Genomic DNA, 16573 nt, shown 5'->3' on the forward strand with positions numbered 1-16573 from the left:
CGGGTGGCCTACAGGCGACACTACTGCGGGGCCCCGGCGCGCGCGATCCTCCCGCAGGAGGAGACGAGGACTTGCTCTACTTCGTCCAGAGGACGGCCCTCAGCGCCCGCCGTGGCCACGGCCGTGGCCGCCAACTGGACCGTCAACGCGCGGGCCGGCACGTCGAGTTCCCGCCACGGATCGGCGGCCGGCACGGCCGATCCGCCCGCGTCGAGGTAGGCCGACAGGAAGCGTTCCCACAGGTCGGGCGAGAGCAGGCCGGTGGCGTACCAGGCCGCGGGACGGGCCAGATCCCACGCCGGGTCGCCGGAGCCCAGGTCGTCCACGTCGATCAGCAGCCACTCGCCCTCGTACCGGATGATCTGCCCCAGATGGAAGTCGCCGTGGGTGAGGCGTCCGGCGACCTGCCCCCGGGGCTGGGCGAAGGGCGGCGCGCCGGCAGGAGGCCCTCCGGCGGGCGGTGCGGTGGCGGGCGGCGCGGTCGCGGAGCCGGGGAGGCCGCGGAAGGCCGCCAGGATGGTCGCCGCGGGGGCGGCGAGCCCACCGTCCAGGCCGTCCAGCCGGGCGACGGCGCGGGCGAGCCGGGCGGCCCCGGCCGGGGGGAGGGCGGGGGCGGGCGGCGCGGCGTGCAGCGGGGCGAGCAGCGCGGCCGCGACGTCCCACGGGGCGCCCACCGGGTCGGCCGGGTCCACCGGCTCCCCCGCGGGCCACACCGTGACCAGGCGCCCGGAAACGAACTCGGGCCGGTCGGCGAGCGGCGGCAGCAGCACTCCGGGAAGCGCCGCGGCGGCCCGCAGGCGCGCGGTCAGAGCCGCCTCGTCGGTCTCCGGCGGATGCGCCTTGACGACCACGTCGCCGGCCCGCACGACCATGACCCTCGTGTCCTTCAGCACCGTCGCCCCGGCCCCTCCGCCGCGCGCGCGGGCGAAGCGCGCCAGCCGCCCGGCGAGGCCGGGGGGCGTGACGGCGGAGCCGTCCCGGACGGCGTCCGCCGCCTCGTCCTCACGCCGCACGGTCATCGGTCCCCGTCGCCCCATCCCCGCCGTGTACGGTCACCGGACCAATGTACGGGCGCGCCCGTAAGGTGAGGTCATGAGGATCGGCTTCGGAGTACCCGTCTCAGGCTCATGGGCGACGCCCGCCAACATGCTGCGCGTGGCGCGCCGCGCGGAGGACCTCGGCTACGACTCGCTGTGGACCTTCCAGCGCCTGCTCTACCCGGTCGGCCACACGATGGGGCCGACGTACCGCAGCGTGCTCGATCCCGTCGTCACCCTGGCCTATCTCGCGGGGGTGACCGAGCGCGTCCGGCTCGGGGTGGCGGTGCTGAACATGCCGTTCTTCTCTCCCGCCCTGCTGGCCAAGCAGCTCGCCACGCTGCAGGAGGTGTCGGGCGGGCGGCTGGACGCCGGGCTCGGGCTGGGCTGGCTGCCCGAGGAGTTCGTCGCCTCGGGGGCGCCGCTCGCCGGCCGCGGACGCCGCGCCGTGGAGTTCCTGCAGGTGCTGCGGCGCTTCTGGAACGACGACATCGTGTCCCACAAGGGGGAGTTCTACGAGGTCGCGCCCTCCCACATGGACCCGCGGCCGGTTCCGCCGCCTCCGGTGCTGCTGGGGGGCACGGCCGAGGTGGCGCTGCGCAGGGCGGGCGAGCTGGCGGACGGCTGGATCAGCTCCAGCCGGACGGACCTTTCGGCGATCAGCGACCAGATCTACATCGTAAAGGACGCCGCCCGGGCCGCCGGGCGTGACCCCGAGGCGCTGCGGTTCATCTGCCGGGGCGTCACCAAACTGCGCGAGGCCGGGCAGCCCGGCCGCGCGCCGCTGACCGGGTCGCCGCAGGAGATCAGGGCCGACGTCGAGGCGCTGGCCGCCGCCGGCGTCACCGAGGTCTTCCACGACCTCAACTTCGACCCCGAGATCGGCTCGCCGGACGCCGACCCCGTGACCTCGATGCGCCGCGCAGAGGAGGCCCTTTCAGCCCTGGCCCCCGGCGCCTGAACCGACTCGCGGGGGGACGCGCACGTCTGCGCCCCCGTCTGCGCCGGCACCGGGCCGGCGCGGACGCCACGTCGCCGATCCGGCCGGCGGACATGATCATCCACGGGCGGGCGAAGGTACGCCGCCCGGGGGGACGAAGCTCGCGGGCGCGGAACATCCACTCCGCACCTGTCATCCTGGAGGAGTACGCACATGAGACGCCCGAACGCGGGGGAACGGTGAACGAGCGCAAGCCGATCGAATGCTGGCTGTCGGACATGGACGGCGTCCTCGTCCACGAAGGCAGCCCCGTGCCCGGGGCCGACGAGTTCATCCGCAAGCTGCGCGACTCGGGCAAGCGGTTCCTCGTGCTGACCAACAACTCGATCTACACTCCGCGCGACCTGTCGGTGCGGCTGCGCGGGGTCGGGCTGGAGGTGCCGCCCGAGTCGATCTGGACCTCGGCGCTGGCGACGGCCCGGTTCCTGGACGACCAGCGGCCCGGCGGGTCGGCGTACGTGATCGGCGAGGCGGGCCTGACCACGGCCCTGCACGAGGTCGGGTACATCCTGACCGACACCTCCCCCGACTACGTGGTGCTGGGCGAGACCCGCACCTACAGCTTCACGGCGATCACCAGGGCCATCCGGCTGGTCGAGGCGGGCAGCCGTTTCATCGCCACCAACCCCGACGCCGTGGGCCCCTCCAACGAGGGCTCGCTGCCGGCGTGCGGGGCGGTGGCCGCGATGATCACCAAGGCGACCGGCGTCGAGCCGTACTTCGTGGGCAAGCCGAACCCCATGATGATGCGCAGCGCTCTCAACGCCATCGACGGGCACAGCGAGAGCACCGCCATGATCGGCGATCGCATGGACACCGACATCGTGTCCGGCATGGAGGCCGGGCTGCACACCATCCTCGTGCTCACCGGAGTGACCGCCAAGGACCAGATCGACCGCTACCCGTTCCGGCCCTCGCTCGTGGTGAACTCGGTGGCCGACCTCGTCGCCCTGGTGGATTCCCCGTACGTGGTGGAATGACTGTCACGTCCTGTCAGGATCGCCGGGGAGGATGACGGCATGACCGACGTTTATCTGGAGATCGGCCCCAAGAAGGTCTTCGCCTGCGCATTCGACTGGCCGGGGTGGTGCCGCGTCGCCAAGGGCGAGGAGAACGCCCTGGCGGCGCTGGCCGAGTACGCCCCGCGTTACCGGACGATCGCCGAGCGGGCCGGACTGCCGTTCGACCCGGGCGCCTTCACCGTCGTCGAGCGGACGCCCGGCGGCTCGACGACCGACTTCGGCGCCCCCGAGGCCATCCCCGAGATCGACGCGCGGCCGGTCGACGCAGAGACGGCCGAGCGCGACACCGCGCTGCTGCGGGCCGCTTGGGAGGTGTTCGCCGAGGTCGCCGCCGTCACGCCCGAAGAACTGCGCAAAGGCCCCCGCGGCGGCGGGCGCGACCGCGACAAGATGGTCGCGCACGTGGTGGAGGCCGAACGGTCCTACGCCCGCAAGATCGGCGTGCGGCACAAGCCGTTCCCCATGGAAGACCTCGCGGCGCTGGAGGCGATGCGCGACGACATCGCCGAGGTGCTGTCGAAGCCGTCGGACGGCTCTGCCCTGGTCGCGCGCGGCTGGCCCGCCCGCTACGCCGCGCGGCGCATCGCCTGGCACGTGATCGACCACATCTGGGAGATGGAGGATCGCCGCACCTGACGCCTCCGCGCGCCGTCCACGACAGGACGGCGCGTCGCGGACGGCGCGGGCGGGTGGGCGTGAAGCGGGCCGGCCGGTCAGCGGTCGTCGGTGCGGCGCAGGCGTTTGATGTCGGAGCGGTGCTTCTTGGCCGTGAGCCGCCGCTGGACGGCGCCGCGGGAGGGCTTGGTGGCCCGGCGCTTGGCCGGCGGGGGAGCGACGGCCTGCTCGAGCAGGCGGGCCAGGCGCACCATGGCGGCCTCGCGGTTGCGCAGCTGCGAGCGGTACTCCGAGGCGATGACGGTGACGACGCCGTCGACCAGGCGGGAGGCCAGCCGCTCGAGCGCGCGCGCCTTGAGCGGCGACGGCAGGGCCTCGGTGGCGCCGAGGTCGAAGCTCAGCTCGACCCGGCTGTCGGTGGTGTTGACTCCCTGGCCGCCCGGCCCGGACGAACGCGAGAAACGCCACGAGAGCTCGGCCTCCGGGATGACGACCGAGCCGCGGACGACAAGAGGACCGGGCATTGCTCCAGCGTAGCCGCCCACCCCCGCCGCGGATCAACTGATTTGTCCGCCCCTTTCCGCCAGGTCAGTGTCTTGTCACGTGGCGGGAGTCCCTTGCGAAGATCGCGGGGCTGGAGCACAGTGTCCCTGTACTCCGGGCCGGCCCGATCCGGCCCTTTTCCAGGGGCCGGCGTCGCATCGCCGGGCCGAATGCGTCACGACGTGGGGAGCCGTGCGGTGGCGAGCATCGTGGGGGTTCACGGCATCGGCAAATACCGCTACTTCGTGGACGCCGGCTCGGCGCGAGGGGCCGCCGACACCATGCGGGCCAAGTGGAACCGCTACCTGCACCATGGCCTGTCGGGCGGCGCGCCGTACGCGGGGCAGGCCTACGTCAGCGAGGTCGCCTACTACGCCCACCTGCTGCGCGAGGAGAAGCCCCCCGCGACCAAGCGCGACCTGCGCAAGATGGACCCCGCCTCCCAGCTCGTGCTCGCCGGATGGATGGAGCAGATGGGCGGGGTGGGGGCCAGAGCGGGCGAGACGCTCACCGGGCTGATCCACCGGTTCGCCGAGTGGCTGCTCATGAGGCTCGGGCCGAAGGCCAAGGACTTCGCCGAGGACTTCTGCCCCGAGGTCGCGGCCTACCTCGCCGGCGCGGACGCGGCGGCCCGGGTTCGGTCGCGCGACGCCGTGGCCGACACGATCCGCCGCAACCGGCCCAGGGTGCTCATCGCCCACTCGCTGGGCAGTGTGGTCGCCTACGAGGCGATGTGCGCCTACCCCGACCTGTCGGTCGAGCTGTTCGTCACCCTCGGCAGCCCGCTCGCGATGCGCAACGTCGTCTTCGAACGGCTGCAGCCGTTGCCCGCGGCCGGGCGCGGCGTGTGCCCGCCCGGCGTCGGCCGGTGGGTCAACATCGCCGACAAGGACGACATCGCCGCCATCCCGGGGCAGCTGAAGAAGTTCTTCGACGGCGTCAGCCGCGACGAGACCGTCAACATCAACTGGGCCGACTTCCACACGGTGCGGAACTACCTTGCCTGCGGCGCCGTCAACGAGCACGTGCGCCCCTTCCTCGCGTCCTGATTTGGGTAGGATCGCGATCATGCAATGGGTGCTGTTCGACTACGGAGAAGTGCTGTGCCACGCGCAGCCGGCGGCCGACCGCGAGCAGATGGTGCGGGTCGCGGGCATCGACGCCGACCGCTTCTGGCGGGGCTACTGGGAGCACAGGCTTGAGTTCGACAGGGGCACCCTGACGCCGGGCGCGTACTGGTCGGAGGTGCTGGACCGCCGCGCCCGCGACGCCGAGGTCGAGCGGCTGGTGGAGCTGGACGTCCAGAGCTGGACCCATGTCAACGACGACGCCGTGGCGGTCCTGACCGAGTTCCACGAGGCCGGCAGGCCCGTGGCGCTGCTGTCGAACGCCCCGGCGTGCGTGGCCGAGGGCATCGAACGGCTGCCGTTCATCGCCACCATGGAGGCCCGCTTCTACAGCGGCCACATGGGCGTGGTGAAGCCGGACGCCGAGATCTACCTCAGGGTCGCGGCGGCGCTCGACGTCCGCCCGCAGGACGTGGTCTTCGTGGACGACCGGCTGGTGAACGTCAACGGGGCCGAGTCGGCGGGCATGACCGCCGTCCACTTCCACGACGCCGAGACGCTGCGCGCCGATCTGAAGCTGGCGCTCGCCACGCCGGGCGAGGCGCCCTGACCCGCCCGCTTCGCCTGACCGGAATGTCCTGACAGGGTGCCTCGCCCGGGCGAGGCACCCTGAGCCGTGGCACGCCGCCGCGTGCCATCTGCCGCCATTTCACGCTCCGACCTGCCCTCGAAGTATCGGACGATCCGTAAAAGGGAATACGGATGACATCCGAATAAGGGAGTGTGAAGATGCATGTCAGCGGCATAATCAGCGCGATCGTCGTCGGCTTGGTGATAGGCGCGCTCGCGCGGCTCCTCATCCCCGGGCGGCAGAACATCCCGATCTGGCTGACCATCGTCATCGGCATCGTCGCGGCCCTCATCGGCACCGCCATCGCCGGCGCCCTCGGGGTCGCCACCACCAGAGGCATCGACTGGATAGAGCTGATCTTGCAGATCATCCTCGCCATCATCGGCGTCCTGCTCGCCAGCGCCCTGTACGGCAGGCGCAGAGTGACCTGATCCGCCGGGCTCCCCCCGGCCCGCCGCCGGACGCGGAGACTTCGCCTGGAATGCCGGTACCGGTCGCCTCGGCGTCGACCGGCGTTCAATCACGGTGGGTAACCCACCCGCCTGGCCCGGAGGTGTTCACGCGGCCGACACCGGACACTCGCCCGCAGGTCAGCCGGGCCGTCTGCACTTACAACCGTGGAGCATACCCCGTCACGCAGAGCGTTCCTGATCGCCGCCGCCGCAGGAGCCGGCGGACTGCTGTCGCCGGCGTCCGCCGGTGCGGAAAGTACCGCGACCGCGCGCGCCGGCCGTACCGCCCGGGACCCGTTCACGCTGGGCATCGCCTCCGGCGACCCCGCGGCCGACGGATTCGTGCTGTGGACCCGTCTCGCGCCCGACCCCCTCACCCCCGACGGCCACGGCGGCATGCCGGCCCGCGACGTCGAGGTCGGCTGGCAGGTGGCCACCGACGAGCGTTTCCGCGAGGTGGTGCGCACAGGGTCGGCCCTCGCCCGTCCCGGCTCGGCCCACTCGGTGCACGTGGAGCTGCAAGGGCTGCGGCCGGGGCGGGAGTACTTCTACCGCTTCCGCGCGGGCGGGCACCTGTCGGAGGTGGGGCGCACCCTCACCACCCCGGCCCCCGGCACCGCGGAGTCGTCCTTCACCTTCGCGGCGGTCTCCTGCGCGCAGTACGAGCACGGCTACTACACCGCCTACCGGCGGATGGCCGAGCAGCACCCGGACCTGGTCGTCCACCTCGGCGACTACATCTACGAGTACTCCGGCGGCGTCTACACCGCGGCGCAGGGCAACGTGCGCGAGCACGCCGGCGGCAAGCTGCAGACGCTGGCCGACTACCGGCTGCGGCACGCCCAGTACAAGACCGACCCCGACCTGCGGCTCGCCCACCGCAACAGCCCGTGGCTGGTCATCTTCGACGACCACGAGGTGGAGAACAACTGGGCCGGCGACAACCCGGGCACGCTCGTCCCCGACTTCGCCACCCGCAAGGCGGCCGGCTTCCAGGCGTACTACGAGAACATGCCGCTGCGCCGGTCGGCGGTGGTCCGCGGCCCGCACCTCAAGATCAATCGCAGGGTGTCGTGGGGGTCCCTGGCGACCTTCCACCTGCTCGACAGCCGCCAGTTCCGCGACGACCAGCCCTGCGACGACGGCATGCGCTCCGGCTGCGACGAGCGCCTCGGGCAGGAACGGGTCATGCTCGGGGACGAGCAGATGAAGTGGCTGGCCGGCGGGCTGCGGTCGGCTCCGGCCGCGTGGAACCTCGTCGCCCAGCAGGTCATCGTCGGCCAGCGCGACTACCACCTCGGCCCCGGCCGGGAGCTCAACGTGGACGCCTGGGACGGCTACCCGGCCGAACGCGACCGGCTGCTGCGCACCCTGGCCGGCGCGGCGACCGGCAACCCGGTCGTGCTCACCGGCGACGCCCACGTCGCCTCGGCCTCCGACCTGCTGGCCGACTTCGACGACCCGGACGCCGAGCGGGTGGGCGTGGAGCTGGTGGCCACCTCCATCTCCAGCGACGGCGACGGCTACCGCGACGCCGCCAGGGACGCCGCGCTGCTGGAGGAGAACCCGCACCTGAAGTTCGTCAACGAGCGCCGCGGCTACATCATGTGCCAGGCCACGCCGCAGGAGCTCAAGGCGGACTTCCGCACGCTGGACTACATCAGCCGCAAGGGCGCGCCGGCCAGGACGGCCGCCACCTTCACCATCCCCGCCGGCGAGCGCGCCCTCACCTGAGCGCCGCGGGGGACGAAGCACAGGTCGCCGAACGGCTCGGCGTCAGCCGCGCGGATGGGTCTTTCCAATGGGTCTTTCCAAGGGAGGGGCCGTCACCGCGGTCATCGACCGGCTGGAGAAGGCCGGGTTCGCCCGCCGCCGCCGCGACGCCTCCGATCGGCGACATGTCATCGTCGAACTCGACCGTGAGGGCGCCTACACCGGCTTCCGCCAGATCTTCGAGCGCTTCAGCGAGGCGTACACCGCGCTGATCGAGAAGTACGACGACGCCCGGCTCGCGCTTCTGCTCGACTTCGCGAACGGCGCGAGCGAGATCGTCTACAGCGAAACGATGAAGATCAGAAACCCCTGACTCGTGGTCGCGCCTTCCGCTTGGCACCAGGGGTCGAACGCCGGAGCGGCCTGGCGGACCCCGGACCTGTGAGACCGGGGCGCCGGCTGGAGCGGCGGGGGTCAGGGGGCGACGGTGTAGCCGAACAGGCCCGTGCGGCCCCCGGTGAGGGAGCGGGCGGAGCCGGTGCGCAGGCCGGTGTAGGAGCCCTTGCGGGCGGCCGAGGGGATGAGGGTGACGCGCCCGGCGCCCGGCGAGCCGACGGCCAGGCCGGAAGCGGTGATCGCCACCGACGAGCCGTAGAGGTCGCCGGGCCGCCCCGTCCTGCCCTTGACGATCACCGCGTGCTTCGCCGTGAGCCCGCCGGTGCGGGTGCCGGGGAGCACCAGGACGCGGTTGCCGCCGGGCAGGCCGATCGCCAGCTCGGCGTCGCCGTCGCCGTTCAGGTCCCCGGCGGCGAGCGCCGAGCCGAGCCGGTCGGTGTTCAGGCTCTCGCCGCGGATGCCCTTGGTCTTGCGCGACCAGAACTCGCCGCCGATCGCGGTCAGCCCCCGCCGGGTGCCGTGCAGCACGTGCACGCCTCCGTTGCCGTACATCGGCCCGTCCTGGAAGACGTCGAGGCCCTCCCCGGGGACGCCGACGGCGAGGTCGTCGCGGCCGTCGCGGTCGAAGTCGCCGGCCGCGAGCGCCCCGCCGAAGTAGTCCCACTTCTCGGCCTCGCCCGGCACTCCGGGGCTGTTCTGGGTGTACAGGCCGGCCTGCCGGGCGCGCAGGTCCACGACGGTGACCGATCCGCCGCCCGAGGTGGCAGGGCCGACCGTGTCGCCCGGCGCTCCGACGGCCAGCTCGGCCCTGCCGTCGCCGTCGAAGTCGCCCACCGCGACGGCGGCGCCGAACTGGTCGCCTTCGATGTGCTCCTGCGCGACCCATGACGTGGCCTGGGTGACGAGGGCGCCCTTGGCCTTCGGGCCGCGTCCCTTGAGGCCGAAGACGCCCACGCCGCCGCCCTCGGACAGGCCCGGGATGCCGACGACCAGCTCGTCGTCCCCGTCGCCGTCCAGGTCGCCCGCGGCCAGCGCGGCGCCGAACCTGTCGGTGTCGCGCGGGCGGCCGAGGCGGGTCACGTCCAGCGTCACGGCCGGCCGCGGGCCGCCGGACGTGCCGTACAGCACGTGGACCACGCCGTTGCCGTCGGCGCCGTCGGGCACCGGGGTGCCGGCGAACTCCTCCGAGACGCCGATCGCCAGGTCGGGGCACCCGTCGCCGTCGAAGTCGCCGGAGACCATCGCCGATCCGAACGAGTCGCCGCGTTCCGGGCCGCCGGGGATGCCGTGCGCGCCCTGGGAGAGGACGGCGGTCTTCTTCGCGCCGCGGAACAGCGTGACCGTGCCCGCCCGGCCCTGCCCGTCCACGGTGTCGTACGGCGCCGCCACGGCCAGGTCGGCGCCGGCGCCGCACGCCGCGCCGAGCGCGCGGGACGAGACGGCGCGGGACGGCACTGCGCGGGACGACGCCGCGCGGGACGACGCCGCGCGGGACGACGCCGCGCGGGACGACGCCGCGCGGGACGGCATCGCGCGGGACGACGTGCCGGGCGTCAGGGCGCGGGCCGGCGCGCCGGCGGCCACGGCCTCCGCGCGGCCGGCAGGGGCGGCCAGAGCCTGGGCGGCGGGCTGGTGGAGGAGGGGGACGACCACGACGGTCGCGGCGGTGATCAGGCGAAACGCGCGCGAGGCACTCATGCTCCGGATGGTCCCCGCCGGCCAGGACATCCGCCCTACCGCAGCGTGAAGTCCCCGCGTCGGTCGTCTGAACGGCGTGTCCACTGATCCACACGGCCATTGTCAGAGCGGCCGGGAACGTCTCCACCCGATCGTCGCGATGTTCGCCGGGATGTCATGCCACGGAGCCGGGACCGGCTCCGTGGCTTCCACCTTCAGGCCCGTCCGTCACGCTCGCTCGCCGCCGGCGACCGGTCCGCCTCGGCCCCCGTCAGGGGGACCCGGCGGCGGGGCGGGGAGGGCGAAGGCCACGGCCTTGCCCGCCCCGCCGCCGGCGGACACCGTCGTCGGGTAGGCGTAGCAGTGCCCGCGGGACAGCCGGTGGGCCAGCAGCAGCCCCCGGCCGCTCTCGGCGAACGGCGCCAGGTCGCAGGCCTCCAGGCCGGAGGGCTCCTCGTCCTGCGCGGGGGCCTGCCCGGCGTCCGGATCGGTCTCCTGCAGGCGGGCCAGTATCGCCGAGACCAGGCCGAGGTCACGCCCGCCGTCCACCATCTCGCACCACATCGGGATGCCGCTCAGGCAGTGGACGCGCAGCTCGTACGGCCCGCGCGCGTGCGTCTCGGAGTTGGCGGCGAGCTCCGCCACGATGATCTCGGCGTCGCCGATGTCGTCGTCGCCCGCTCCCGCGGTGGCCAGGGCCTCCCGTACCGCCGCGCGGGCGCCGCGCGAGGCGGAACCCGGCCGCAGCGTCGTGACCAGGACCCGGAAGGCGTCTTCGACCGGAAGGGGAGCGCGTGGGCGCTCGCCCGGCCGCCGCTCCCGCGACAGGACTCCGGTGCGGTGGTGGACCTCCTGCGGCACGGGCTGCTCGGCGCGCATGAGCTGATCACTCCTTGGCATGTCGACCGTTGAGCCGGCGGAGGGAGCGCGCGGTGATCCCTCCCGGAACTGGCCTCCATGGTGAGGGAGGCGCGGGAGCGGTGGTGAGCCGCCTCACCGATACGCATCCCCGCTCTGCCGCGATCGTCCGAGCCGATCAGCCCGGGCGATCGGTCCGGCCGTTATCCCCTCGTGACCCGCCGTCACCTGGTTACCTGAGAATCCCAGCGCAGTTCACCGTGGAAGGTCTGCATGAACGTCACTCATGCGAGGGAGCAGGCGATCAGCTTCGCCGTCTGGGAGAGACCCCAGATGCGCCAGGCTCTGGCGGCGCGCGACATCGCGACCGTCTATCTGCTGCTCCAGCGCGTCGGAATCTCCCAGCGGCGCATCGCCGCGCTGACCGGGCAGTCGCAGTCGGAGATCTCCGAGATCCTCAACGGACGCCAGGTCATGGCCTACGACGTGCTGGTCCGCATCGCCGACGGGCTCGGCGTCCCGCGCGGCTACATGGGCCTGGCCTACGACGAGACCACGCAGGGGGGCGCCGACCCGGCGCTCGCCTGCCACGAGGACGACCTGGACGAGGACGAGCAGGTCCGCAGGCTGCTGGCCCACGCCGCGCAGGTCACCATCGGCGCCGTCGCCGTCGTCGCCGACGACTGGCGCCGGCCGCTGGCCCGCGCCGACACCCCCGTGCCAGCGAAGATCGGGGACGCCGAGGTGGAGCAGGTGGAGACCGTCACCGAGTCGCTGCGCACGCTCGACTACCGCTACGGCGGGGGCGTCTGCCGGGACGCGGTCCTCGCACAGCTCAGCTGGTCGCAGCATCTGCTGCGGGCCACCTGCTCAGAGCGGGTCGGGCGCCGCCTGCACCGCGCGCTCGCCGACCAGCACAACCTCGCCGGGTGGACCTCCTTCGACGTCGGGCTGCACGGCCCGGCCAGGCGCCACCTGTCCCGTGCGCTCGAGCAGGCCAAGTACGCCGGAGACCCGTCGCTGGCGGCGAACATTTTGTACCGCCTGGGGCGGGTCCATCTGCATCTCGGGCGGGTCGAGGACGCATTACGGTTCTTCCAGCTCGGCCAGATCTGCGCCCAGGACGCCAGCTGCGAGCTGACCGTCGCCATGCTCTGCGCCAACGAGGCGTGGGCGTACGCGCTGCTGGGCGACGAGAAGCTCGCCATGAAGTCCATCAGCCGGGCGAGCGACGAGTTCGACCGGGCCCACCGCGAGGCGGTGCCCGGCTGGGTGCGGTTCTTCACCGAGGTCGACCTGCAGGCGGCCAGCGGCATGACCCACGCGGGCCTGGCCGAGCTCGACCGCCGGCACCTGCCTCTGGCGGCCGAGCTGCTGGCCGGCAGCGTGCGAAGGCGCGAGGCCGACATGGCGCGCAGCAAGGTGTTCGAGCTGATCGGCCTGGCCACCGTCCGGCTGCTGCTCGGCGAGGTCGACGACGGCGTGGCCGACGGTCATGAGGCCGTCACCCTGGTCACCCAGATCAGGTCCGTGCGGACGATCGACCGCCTCGCGCCGCTGGAGGCCGCGGCGGCGGGGCGGCCGAACAGCGCGGACGCCCGCGAGCTGCGCCGGCGCATCGCGGAGCTGCGGGCCGTATGAGCGTCACCACCATCGGCCCGTCCGGCGGGCTCACCCGGGACAACCTCCACTTCCTGCTGGGCGCCCTGTGCGCCGAGACGGGCCTGGACCCCACGGGCGCCGAGCTGATCAAGTTCACCAACAACGCCGTCTTCCGGCTGCGCACGGCCCCGGTCGTGGTGCGCATCGCCGGGTCCACCGCCGCGCGCGACCGGGCCTCGCTGGTCGTGCGGGTCGCCCGCTGGCTGCAGGGCCACGACTTCCCCGCGGTGCGCCTGCTGCCGGGGTTCGAGCAGCCCTTCCTGCTGCACGGTCAGATGATCACGCTGTGGAAGGAGGTCCCCTGCACCGGCCGCCGGCCGGACGGCGCCGACCTCGCCGTCCTGCTCAGGCGCCTGCACCGCCTGCCCGGCGCTCCGGACGAGCTGCCGCCGTGGCGGCCGATGCGCGAGGTCCGCCAGCGGCTGGACGAGCCAGAGGAACTGGGCGCCGCCGACCACGCCTTCCTGCTGCGCGAGTGCGACGAGGTGGAGGAACGGCTCGCGGGCCTGCGGTTCGCGCTGCCACCCGGCGTCATCCACGGGGACGCCTTCCTCGGCAACGTCATCGCGGGCCCGCGCGGTCCGGTGCTGTGCGACTTCGACGGCACCGGCGTCGGCCCGCGCGAGTGGGACCTGGCCCCGGTGGCGGTCGGCCGGCTGCGGCTGGACTACGCCACCGACGACCACGCCATGCTGGCCGAGCACTACGGCGTCGACGTCACCGAGTGGGAGGGCTTCCCGGTGCTGCGCCGCCTGCGCGAGCTCAAACTGGTCACCAGCGTTCTGCCCATCCTGCGCAGCAACCCTTCGATCCGCGCCCAGTGGGAGCACCGCATGCGCACCTTCCGCGCCCGCGACCTGACCACGAGGTGGCAGCCCTATCGCTGACGCGGGGACGATCCCGGCGCGGCGGCGGCGCCGCCGCGGGCGTGCCAGGATAGGACCGTGACAACGGCGGTGGACACGGGCATCGACCTGGCGGACCTCGCGTTCTGGCGCCGGCCGCCGCACGAGCGCGAGCGCGACTTCGCGCGGCTGCGGAGCCTGCCGCACCCGGTGTTCTTCCCCGAGCGCCGGGTGCCCCTGCTGCGCTCGGGGAAGGGGTTCCACGCCCTGGTGCGGCATGCCGAGGTGGTGGAGGCCAGCCGCAACGCCAAGGTGTTCTCCAGCGAGCCGGCCGTGACCAACCCCGAGCCGCCCGGCTGGGTCAAGCACGTCTTCGGCGACTCGATGGTCAACCTCGACGACCCGCGCCACGCCCGCCTGCGCCGCATCGTGTCGCGCGCGTTCTCGCCGAAGATGCTGAGCGGCCTGAACGACGGCATCGCCAAGGTCGCCGAGCGCATCGTCGACGACGTCGTCAAGGAGGGCCCGCGCGACTTCGTCTCGCAGGTCGCCGCCCGGCTGCCCATCCACGTCATCTGCGAGATGATGGGCATCCCCGACGGCATCCGGGCGAAGGTTCACGAGCACGTGGACGTCTCCACGGCCTACACCGGCGTCCGCATGAGCCTGCCCCGCACGGTCGCCATGGCCGGGCGCAACATGGCGGCGCTGTTCGCCCTGCAGCGCATGGTGATCAACCTCGGGCGTGAGCGCGAGCGCGAACCGTCGGACGACCTGGTGTCGGCGCTGGTCAACGCCAACGTCGACGGCGAGCGGCTGAGCCCGAAGGAGCTCGGCTCGTTCTTCACGCTCCTGCTCGTCGCCGGCAACGAGACCGCGCGCAACACCATGGCCCACGGCGTCAAGCTGCTCACCGACAACCCTGGCGAGCGAGAGCGGCTCGTCGGCGACTTCGACGGCCACATCGGCGGCGCCATCGAAGAGACCGTCCGCCATGTCTCGCCCATCATGCAGTTCAGGCGCACGGTCACCGAGGAGTACGAGATGCGCGGGGTGCGGTTCGCCCCGGGCGACAAGGTGGTGCTGTTCTACGGCTCCGCCAACCGTGACGAGGAGGTCTTCCAGGACCCCGGCCGGTACGACATCACCCGCAAGCCGAACCCGCACGTCGGCTTCGGCGGCCCGGGCCCGCACTTCTGCCTCGGCGCCAACCTCGCCCGCCAGGAAATCAAGATCATGTATCGCGAGCTGTTCACCCGGCTGCCCGGCATCCGCGCCGTGGGGGAGCCCGAGTTGTTGCTGTCCAACTTCGACAACAGCGTCCGCTCCCAGGGGTTCGCCTTCTGACACCGGCGACGCGGGTGAGGCCTTCCGGCGAGATCCGGCCGCCTTCCGGCTGACGTCGGGTCTCCGTCGCGATCGGCCGTCACCGCCTGCCCGCACGCGGGGCGCGCCCGGCCGCGGGATGCGGCCGGGCGCGCGTGGAGCCGTCGAAGCGAGGATCAGTTGGCGAGGCGGCAGCCGTCGGTCGTCTTGCCGTTGTTGCAGTGGTTGAGCTGGAGACTGTCCAGCACGTAGGCGAAGTTCTGGCCGGAGGGACTGACCACCGACACTTGAACGGTGGCCGCTCCGCTCGGCGCGACGGCCGAGTACGAGTACTCCTGCCAGCCGGTCGACAGCGCCGAGATCGGGCCGTTGTCGGCCGAGATCAGCGCGTTGGAGGAGTTGTACCAGGACAGCCGCAGTCGCACGTTGCCGGACGTGCCGGTGGTCATCTTGGCGAAGAACTTGTAGCGCTGCCCGGCGGTGATCGCCGGCTTGCGGGTCACCGACACCGACCCCTCGGCGTACGACTGGACGTTCATGGTCAGCGACCGCCGCCCGTCGTAGTACCGCGCGGAGACCTGGCCGTCGGAGCCCGGCGGGGTGACCTGGAACCAGCCCCCGCCCGAGACGCTGAAGCCCGAGGGCGTCGAGTAGGGCGCCTGCGCCTCGATGGTGCGCTCCTGCGCGGTCAGCAGGTCGTTGCTGTAGCCGACGTCGCAACAGGTCGCCGTCGTGAAGTACGGCCAGGCGGCCACGTTGGCCTTGCGGGTGTCGGGATAGTTGCCCTGGTAGAAGGTGGCCGTGGTCTCACTGGGGTCGTAGTAGTTGTTGAAGTCGTGGTCCAGCACCCAGTCGTAGTAGGGGTTGGACATGACGTCGGGGTAGCTCAGGATCTCCGAGCCCTCGGTGACCTTGGGGTGGTCGACGTAGAAGCCGTCCGCGGCCAGGTGGGTCAGCTCGTGCAGCATGGTGCCGCTGGCCCAGGCGTCGGCGGTCGCCGCGCAGGCGGGTTCGCACCAGGCGGTCGCCGTGCCGTTGAAGTCCTCGAACACCACGTACTTGCGGTTGTCGACGTCGTAGCCGGCGTCCGCCAGATCGTGGGTGATGGTCTGGATCGGGGTCTCGCCGCCGATGACGCCGGACTCGATCTTCTCCGGCACGACCAGGGCGTGCGCGTAGCCGGCGTAGGTGCTCGTGCTGTATCCGGTCCTGCAGCTCAGGTTGATGTGCTGGTCGTAGTTCGTGGACTCGTCGAGAGACCAGTCCATCCGGTCGACGATCTTGGCGATCTTCTCGACCTGCTGCTCGTACCTGTTCCCGATGCCGTCGTGCCAGGCGTAGATGACCTGGACCGCCGGGATGCTCCCACTGGCGTTCTTGGGGTCGGCCAGCGTGGCGGCGCAGCCCCGCTGGGGGACGCTCGCGTCCACCGGCTGCGCGTAGGGACCCGTGGGCTCGGGATCGTAGGGGGCATCGAACGCGCCTGCCGGACTCGCCGTCATCAGGACGACGAGACCCCCCGCGGCGATGGCCGACACAAGGCGCTTCAACCGTAACGACAAAGGTGCTCCTCCTGTGGGTGTCATTTCGGAGGGAGCCTAACCCTTCGTAGGGGCCCAAAAGAATGCGATGTGGGGAATTTCATAAAAAATCCGGAATCGTGGTGAATTGACGCGGAAGTACGGCAACTTGTCGGCCTGTCTATGGATGATCATCCTGTTTGTGCGCT

16 protein-coding genes are annotated in these 16573 nt (G+C 72.4%); 11 read left to right on the forward strand and 5 right to left on the reverse strand.

Annotated features, from left to right (window positions below):
• Positions 1-20: 20 nt before the first annotated feature.
• Positions 21-1019, reverse strand: a complete 999-nt coding sequence (locus tag ACFO60_RS07100) for a phosphotransferase family protein (protein WP_380838399.1) — start codon at positions 1017-1019, stop codon at positions 21-23.
• 73 nt (positions 1020-1092) lie between these two features.
• On the opposite strand from ACFO60_RS07100, the gene ACFO60_RS07105 reads away from it, so the two are divergent.
• The 3 genes from ACFO60_RS07105 (at position 1093) to ACFO60_RS07115 (ending at position 3695) form a co-directional block, all read left to right on the forward strand.
• Positions 1093-1998, forward strand: a complete 906-nt coding sequence (locus tag ACFO60_RS07105; RefSeq protein WP_380838400.1) for a TIGR03619 family F420-dependent LLM class oxidoreductase — start codon at positions 1093-1095, stop codon at positions 1996-1998.
• A 218-nt stretch (positions 1999-2216) separates the two neighbouring features.
• Positions 2217-3017 (forward strand): HAD-IIA family hydrolase, encoded by an 801-nt coding sequence (locus tag ACFO60_RS07110; RefSeq protein ID WP_380838401.1) that lies wholly within the window; start codon positions 2217-2219, stop codon positions 3015-3017.
• Between the two features lie 39 nt (positions 3018-3056).
• Positions 3057-3695, forward strand: a complete 639-nt coding sequence (locus ACFO60_RS07115; protein WP_380838403.1) for a hypothetical protein — start codon at positions 3057-3059, stop codon at positions 3693-3695.
• A gap of 77 nt (positions 3696-3772) precedes the next feature.
• Here the strand turns inward: ACFO60_RS07115 and arfB are convergent, their stop codons facing one another.
• Complete coding sequence (gene arfB, locus ACFO60_RS07120) at positions 3773-4198, reverse strand: alternative ribosome rescue aminoacyl-tRNA hydrolase ArfB (RefSeq protein WP_380838405.1); 426 nt, start codon at positions 4196-4198, stop codon at positions 3773-3775.
• Positions 4199-4414: 216 nt separating this feature from the next.
• Here arfB and ACFO60_RS07125 point away from each other — a divergent pair, with 216 nt between their 5' ends.
• From ACFO60_RS07125 to ACFO60_RS07145, 5 genes are all read left to right on the forward strand, one after another.
• Positions 4415-5266 (forward strand): alpha/beta hydrolase family protein, encoded by an 852-nt coding sequence (locus tag ACFO60_RS07125; protein WP_380838407.1) that lies wholly within the window; start codon positions 4415-4417, stop codon positions 5264-5266.
• 19 nt (positions 5267-5285) lie between these two features.
• The gene (locus tag ACFO60_RS07130; RefSeq protein ID WP_380838408.1) at positions 5286-5894 is read left to right on the forward strand and encodes an HAD family hydrolase; all 609 of its coding nucleotides are present in this window, start codon (positions 5286-5288) and stop codon (positions 5892-5894) included.
• Positions 5895-6073: 179 nt separating this feature from the next.
• Positions 6074-6346, forward strand: coding sequence for a GlsB/YeaQ/YmgE family stress response membrane protein (locus ACFO60_RS07135; protein WP_380838410.1), 273 nt, complete (start codon positions 6074-6076; stop codon positions 6344-6346).
• 186 nt (positions 6347-6532) lie between these two features.
• Complete coding sequence (locus ACFO60_RS07140; RefSeq protein ID WP_380838412.1) at positions 6533-8101, forward strand: alkaline phosphatase D family protein; 1569 nt, start codon at positions 6533-6535, stop codon at positions 8099-8101.
• Between the two features lie 67 nt (positions 8102-8168).
• On the forward strand, positions 8169-8453 hold the full coding sequence (locus tag ACFO60_RS07145) for a MarR family transcriptional regulator (protein WP_380838414.1): 285 nt from the start codon (positions 8169-8171) through the stop codon (positions 8451-8453).
• 101 nt (positions 8454-8554) lie between these two features.
• Here ACFO60_RS07145 and ACFO60_RS07150 read toward each other — a convergent pair whose 3' ends face one another.
• Together ACFO60_RS07150 and ACFO60_RS07155 are read right to left on the reverse strand one after the other, a co-directional pair.
• Positions 8555-10174 (reverse strand): FG-GAP repeat protein, encoded by a 1620-nt coding sequence (locus ACFO60_RS07150; RefSeq protein ID WP_380838415.1) that lies wholly within the window; start codon positions 10172-10174, stop codon positions 8555-8557.
• Positions 10175-10381: 207 nt separating this feature from the next.
• Complete coding sequence (locus ACFO60_RS07155) at positions 10382-11032, reverse strand: ATP-binding protein (protein ID WP_380838417.1); 651 nt, start codon at positions 11030-11032, stop codon at positions 10382-10384.
• Between the two features lie 252 nt (positions 11033-11284).
• On the opposite strand from ACFO60_RS07155, the gene ACFO60_RS07160 reads away from it, so the two are divergent.
• From ACFO60_RS07160 to ACFO60_RS07170, 3 genes are read left to right on the forward strand one after another with little or no spacing between them, the layout of a single operon-like run.
• A complete protein-coding gene (locus ACFO60_RS07160) occupies positions 11285-12652 on the forward strand; it encodes a helix-turn-helix domain-containing protein (RefSeq protein WP_380838419.1) in 1368 nt (455 codons plus the stop codon).
• Entirely contained in the window at positions 12649-13560 is a 912-nt protein-coding gene (locus ACFO60_RS07165; RefSeq protein ID WP_380838421.1) for a phosphotransferase enzyme family protein, read from the forward strand. Before ACFO60_RS07160 ends, ACFO60_RS07165 begins: the two co-directional genes overlap by 4 nt.
• Before the next feature lie 57 nt (positions 13561-13617).
• On the forward strand, positions 13618-14865 hold the full coding sequence (locus ACFO60_RS07170; protein ID WP_380838422.1) for a cytochrome P450: 1248 nt from the start codon (positions 13618-13620) through the stop codon (positions 14863-14865).
• Positions 14866-15020: 155 nt separating this feature from the next.
• Here ACFO60_RS07170 and ACFO60_RS07175 read toward each other — a convergent pair whose 3' ends face one another.
• The gene (locus ACFO60_RS07175) at positions 15021-16406 is read right to left on the reverse strand and encodes a hypothetical protein (protein ID WP_380838423.1); all 1386 of its coding nucleotides are present in this window, start codon (positions 16404-16406) and stop codon (positions 15021-15023) included.
• Between the last annotated feature and the right edge of the window lie 167 nt (positions 16407-16573).

Origin of the sequence: Sphaerisporangium dianthi, assembly GCF_042654065.1 — a bacterium.
GTDB classification, from domain to species: Bacteria; Actinomycetota; Actinomycetes; order Streptosporangiales; family Streptosporangiaceae; genus Sphaerisporangium; species Sphaerisporangium dianthi.

What these genes read in the sequence shown, in the direction of transcription:
- ACFO60_RS07100 (WP_380838399.1), bottom strand. Translation starts at nt 1,019, where the DNA reads ATGACCGTGCGGCGTGAGGACGAGGCGGCGGACGCCGTCCGGGACGGC.
- ACFO60_RS07105 (WP_380838400.1), top strand. Translation starts at nt 1,093, where the DNA reads ATGAGGATCGGCTTCGGAGTACCCGTCTCAGGCTCATGGGCGACGCCC.
- ACFO60_RS07115 (WP_380838403.1), top strand. Translation starts at nt 3,057, where the DNA reads ATGACCGACGTTTATCTGGAGATCGGCCCCAAGAAGGTCTTCGCCTGC.
- arfB (WP_380838405.1), bottom strand. Translation starts at nt 4,198, where the DNA reads ATGCCCGGTCCTCTTGTCGTCCGCGGCTCGGTCGTCATCCCGGAGGCC.
- ACFO60_RS07130 (WP_380838408.1), top strand. Translation starts at nt 5,286, where the DNA reads ATGCAATGGGTGCTGTTCGACTACGGAGAAGTGCTGTGCCACGCGCAG.
- ACFO60_RS07135 (WP_380838410.1), top strand. Translation starts at nt 6,074, where the DNA reads ATGCATGTCAGCGGCATAATCAGCGCGATCGTCGTCGGCTTGGTGATA.
- ACFO60_RS07145 (WP_380838414.1), top strand. Translation starts at nt 8,169, where the DNA reads ATGGGTCTTTCCAAGGGAGGGGCCGTCACCGCGGTCATCGACCGGCTG.
- ACFO60_RS07150 (WP_380838415.1), bottom strand. Translation starts at nt 10,174, where the DNA reads ATGAGTGCCTCGCGCGCGTTTCGCCTGATCACCGCCGCGACCGTCGTG.
- ACFO60_RS07155 (WP_380838417.1), bottom strand. Translation starts at nt 11,032, where the DNA reads ATGCGCGCCGAGCAGCCCGTGCCGCAGGAGGTCCACCACCGCACCGGA.
- ACFO60_RS07160 (WP_380838419.1), top strand. Translation starts at nt 11,285, where the DNA reads ATGAACGTCACTCATGCGAGGGAGCAGGCGATCAGCTTCGCCGTCTGG.
- ACFO60_RS07165 (WP_380838421.1), top strand. Translation starts at nt 12,649, where the DNA reads ATGAGCGTCACCACCATCGGCCCGTCCGGCGGGCTCACCCGGGACAAC.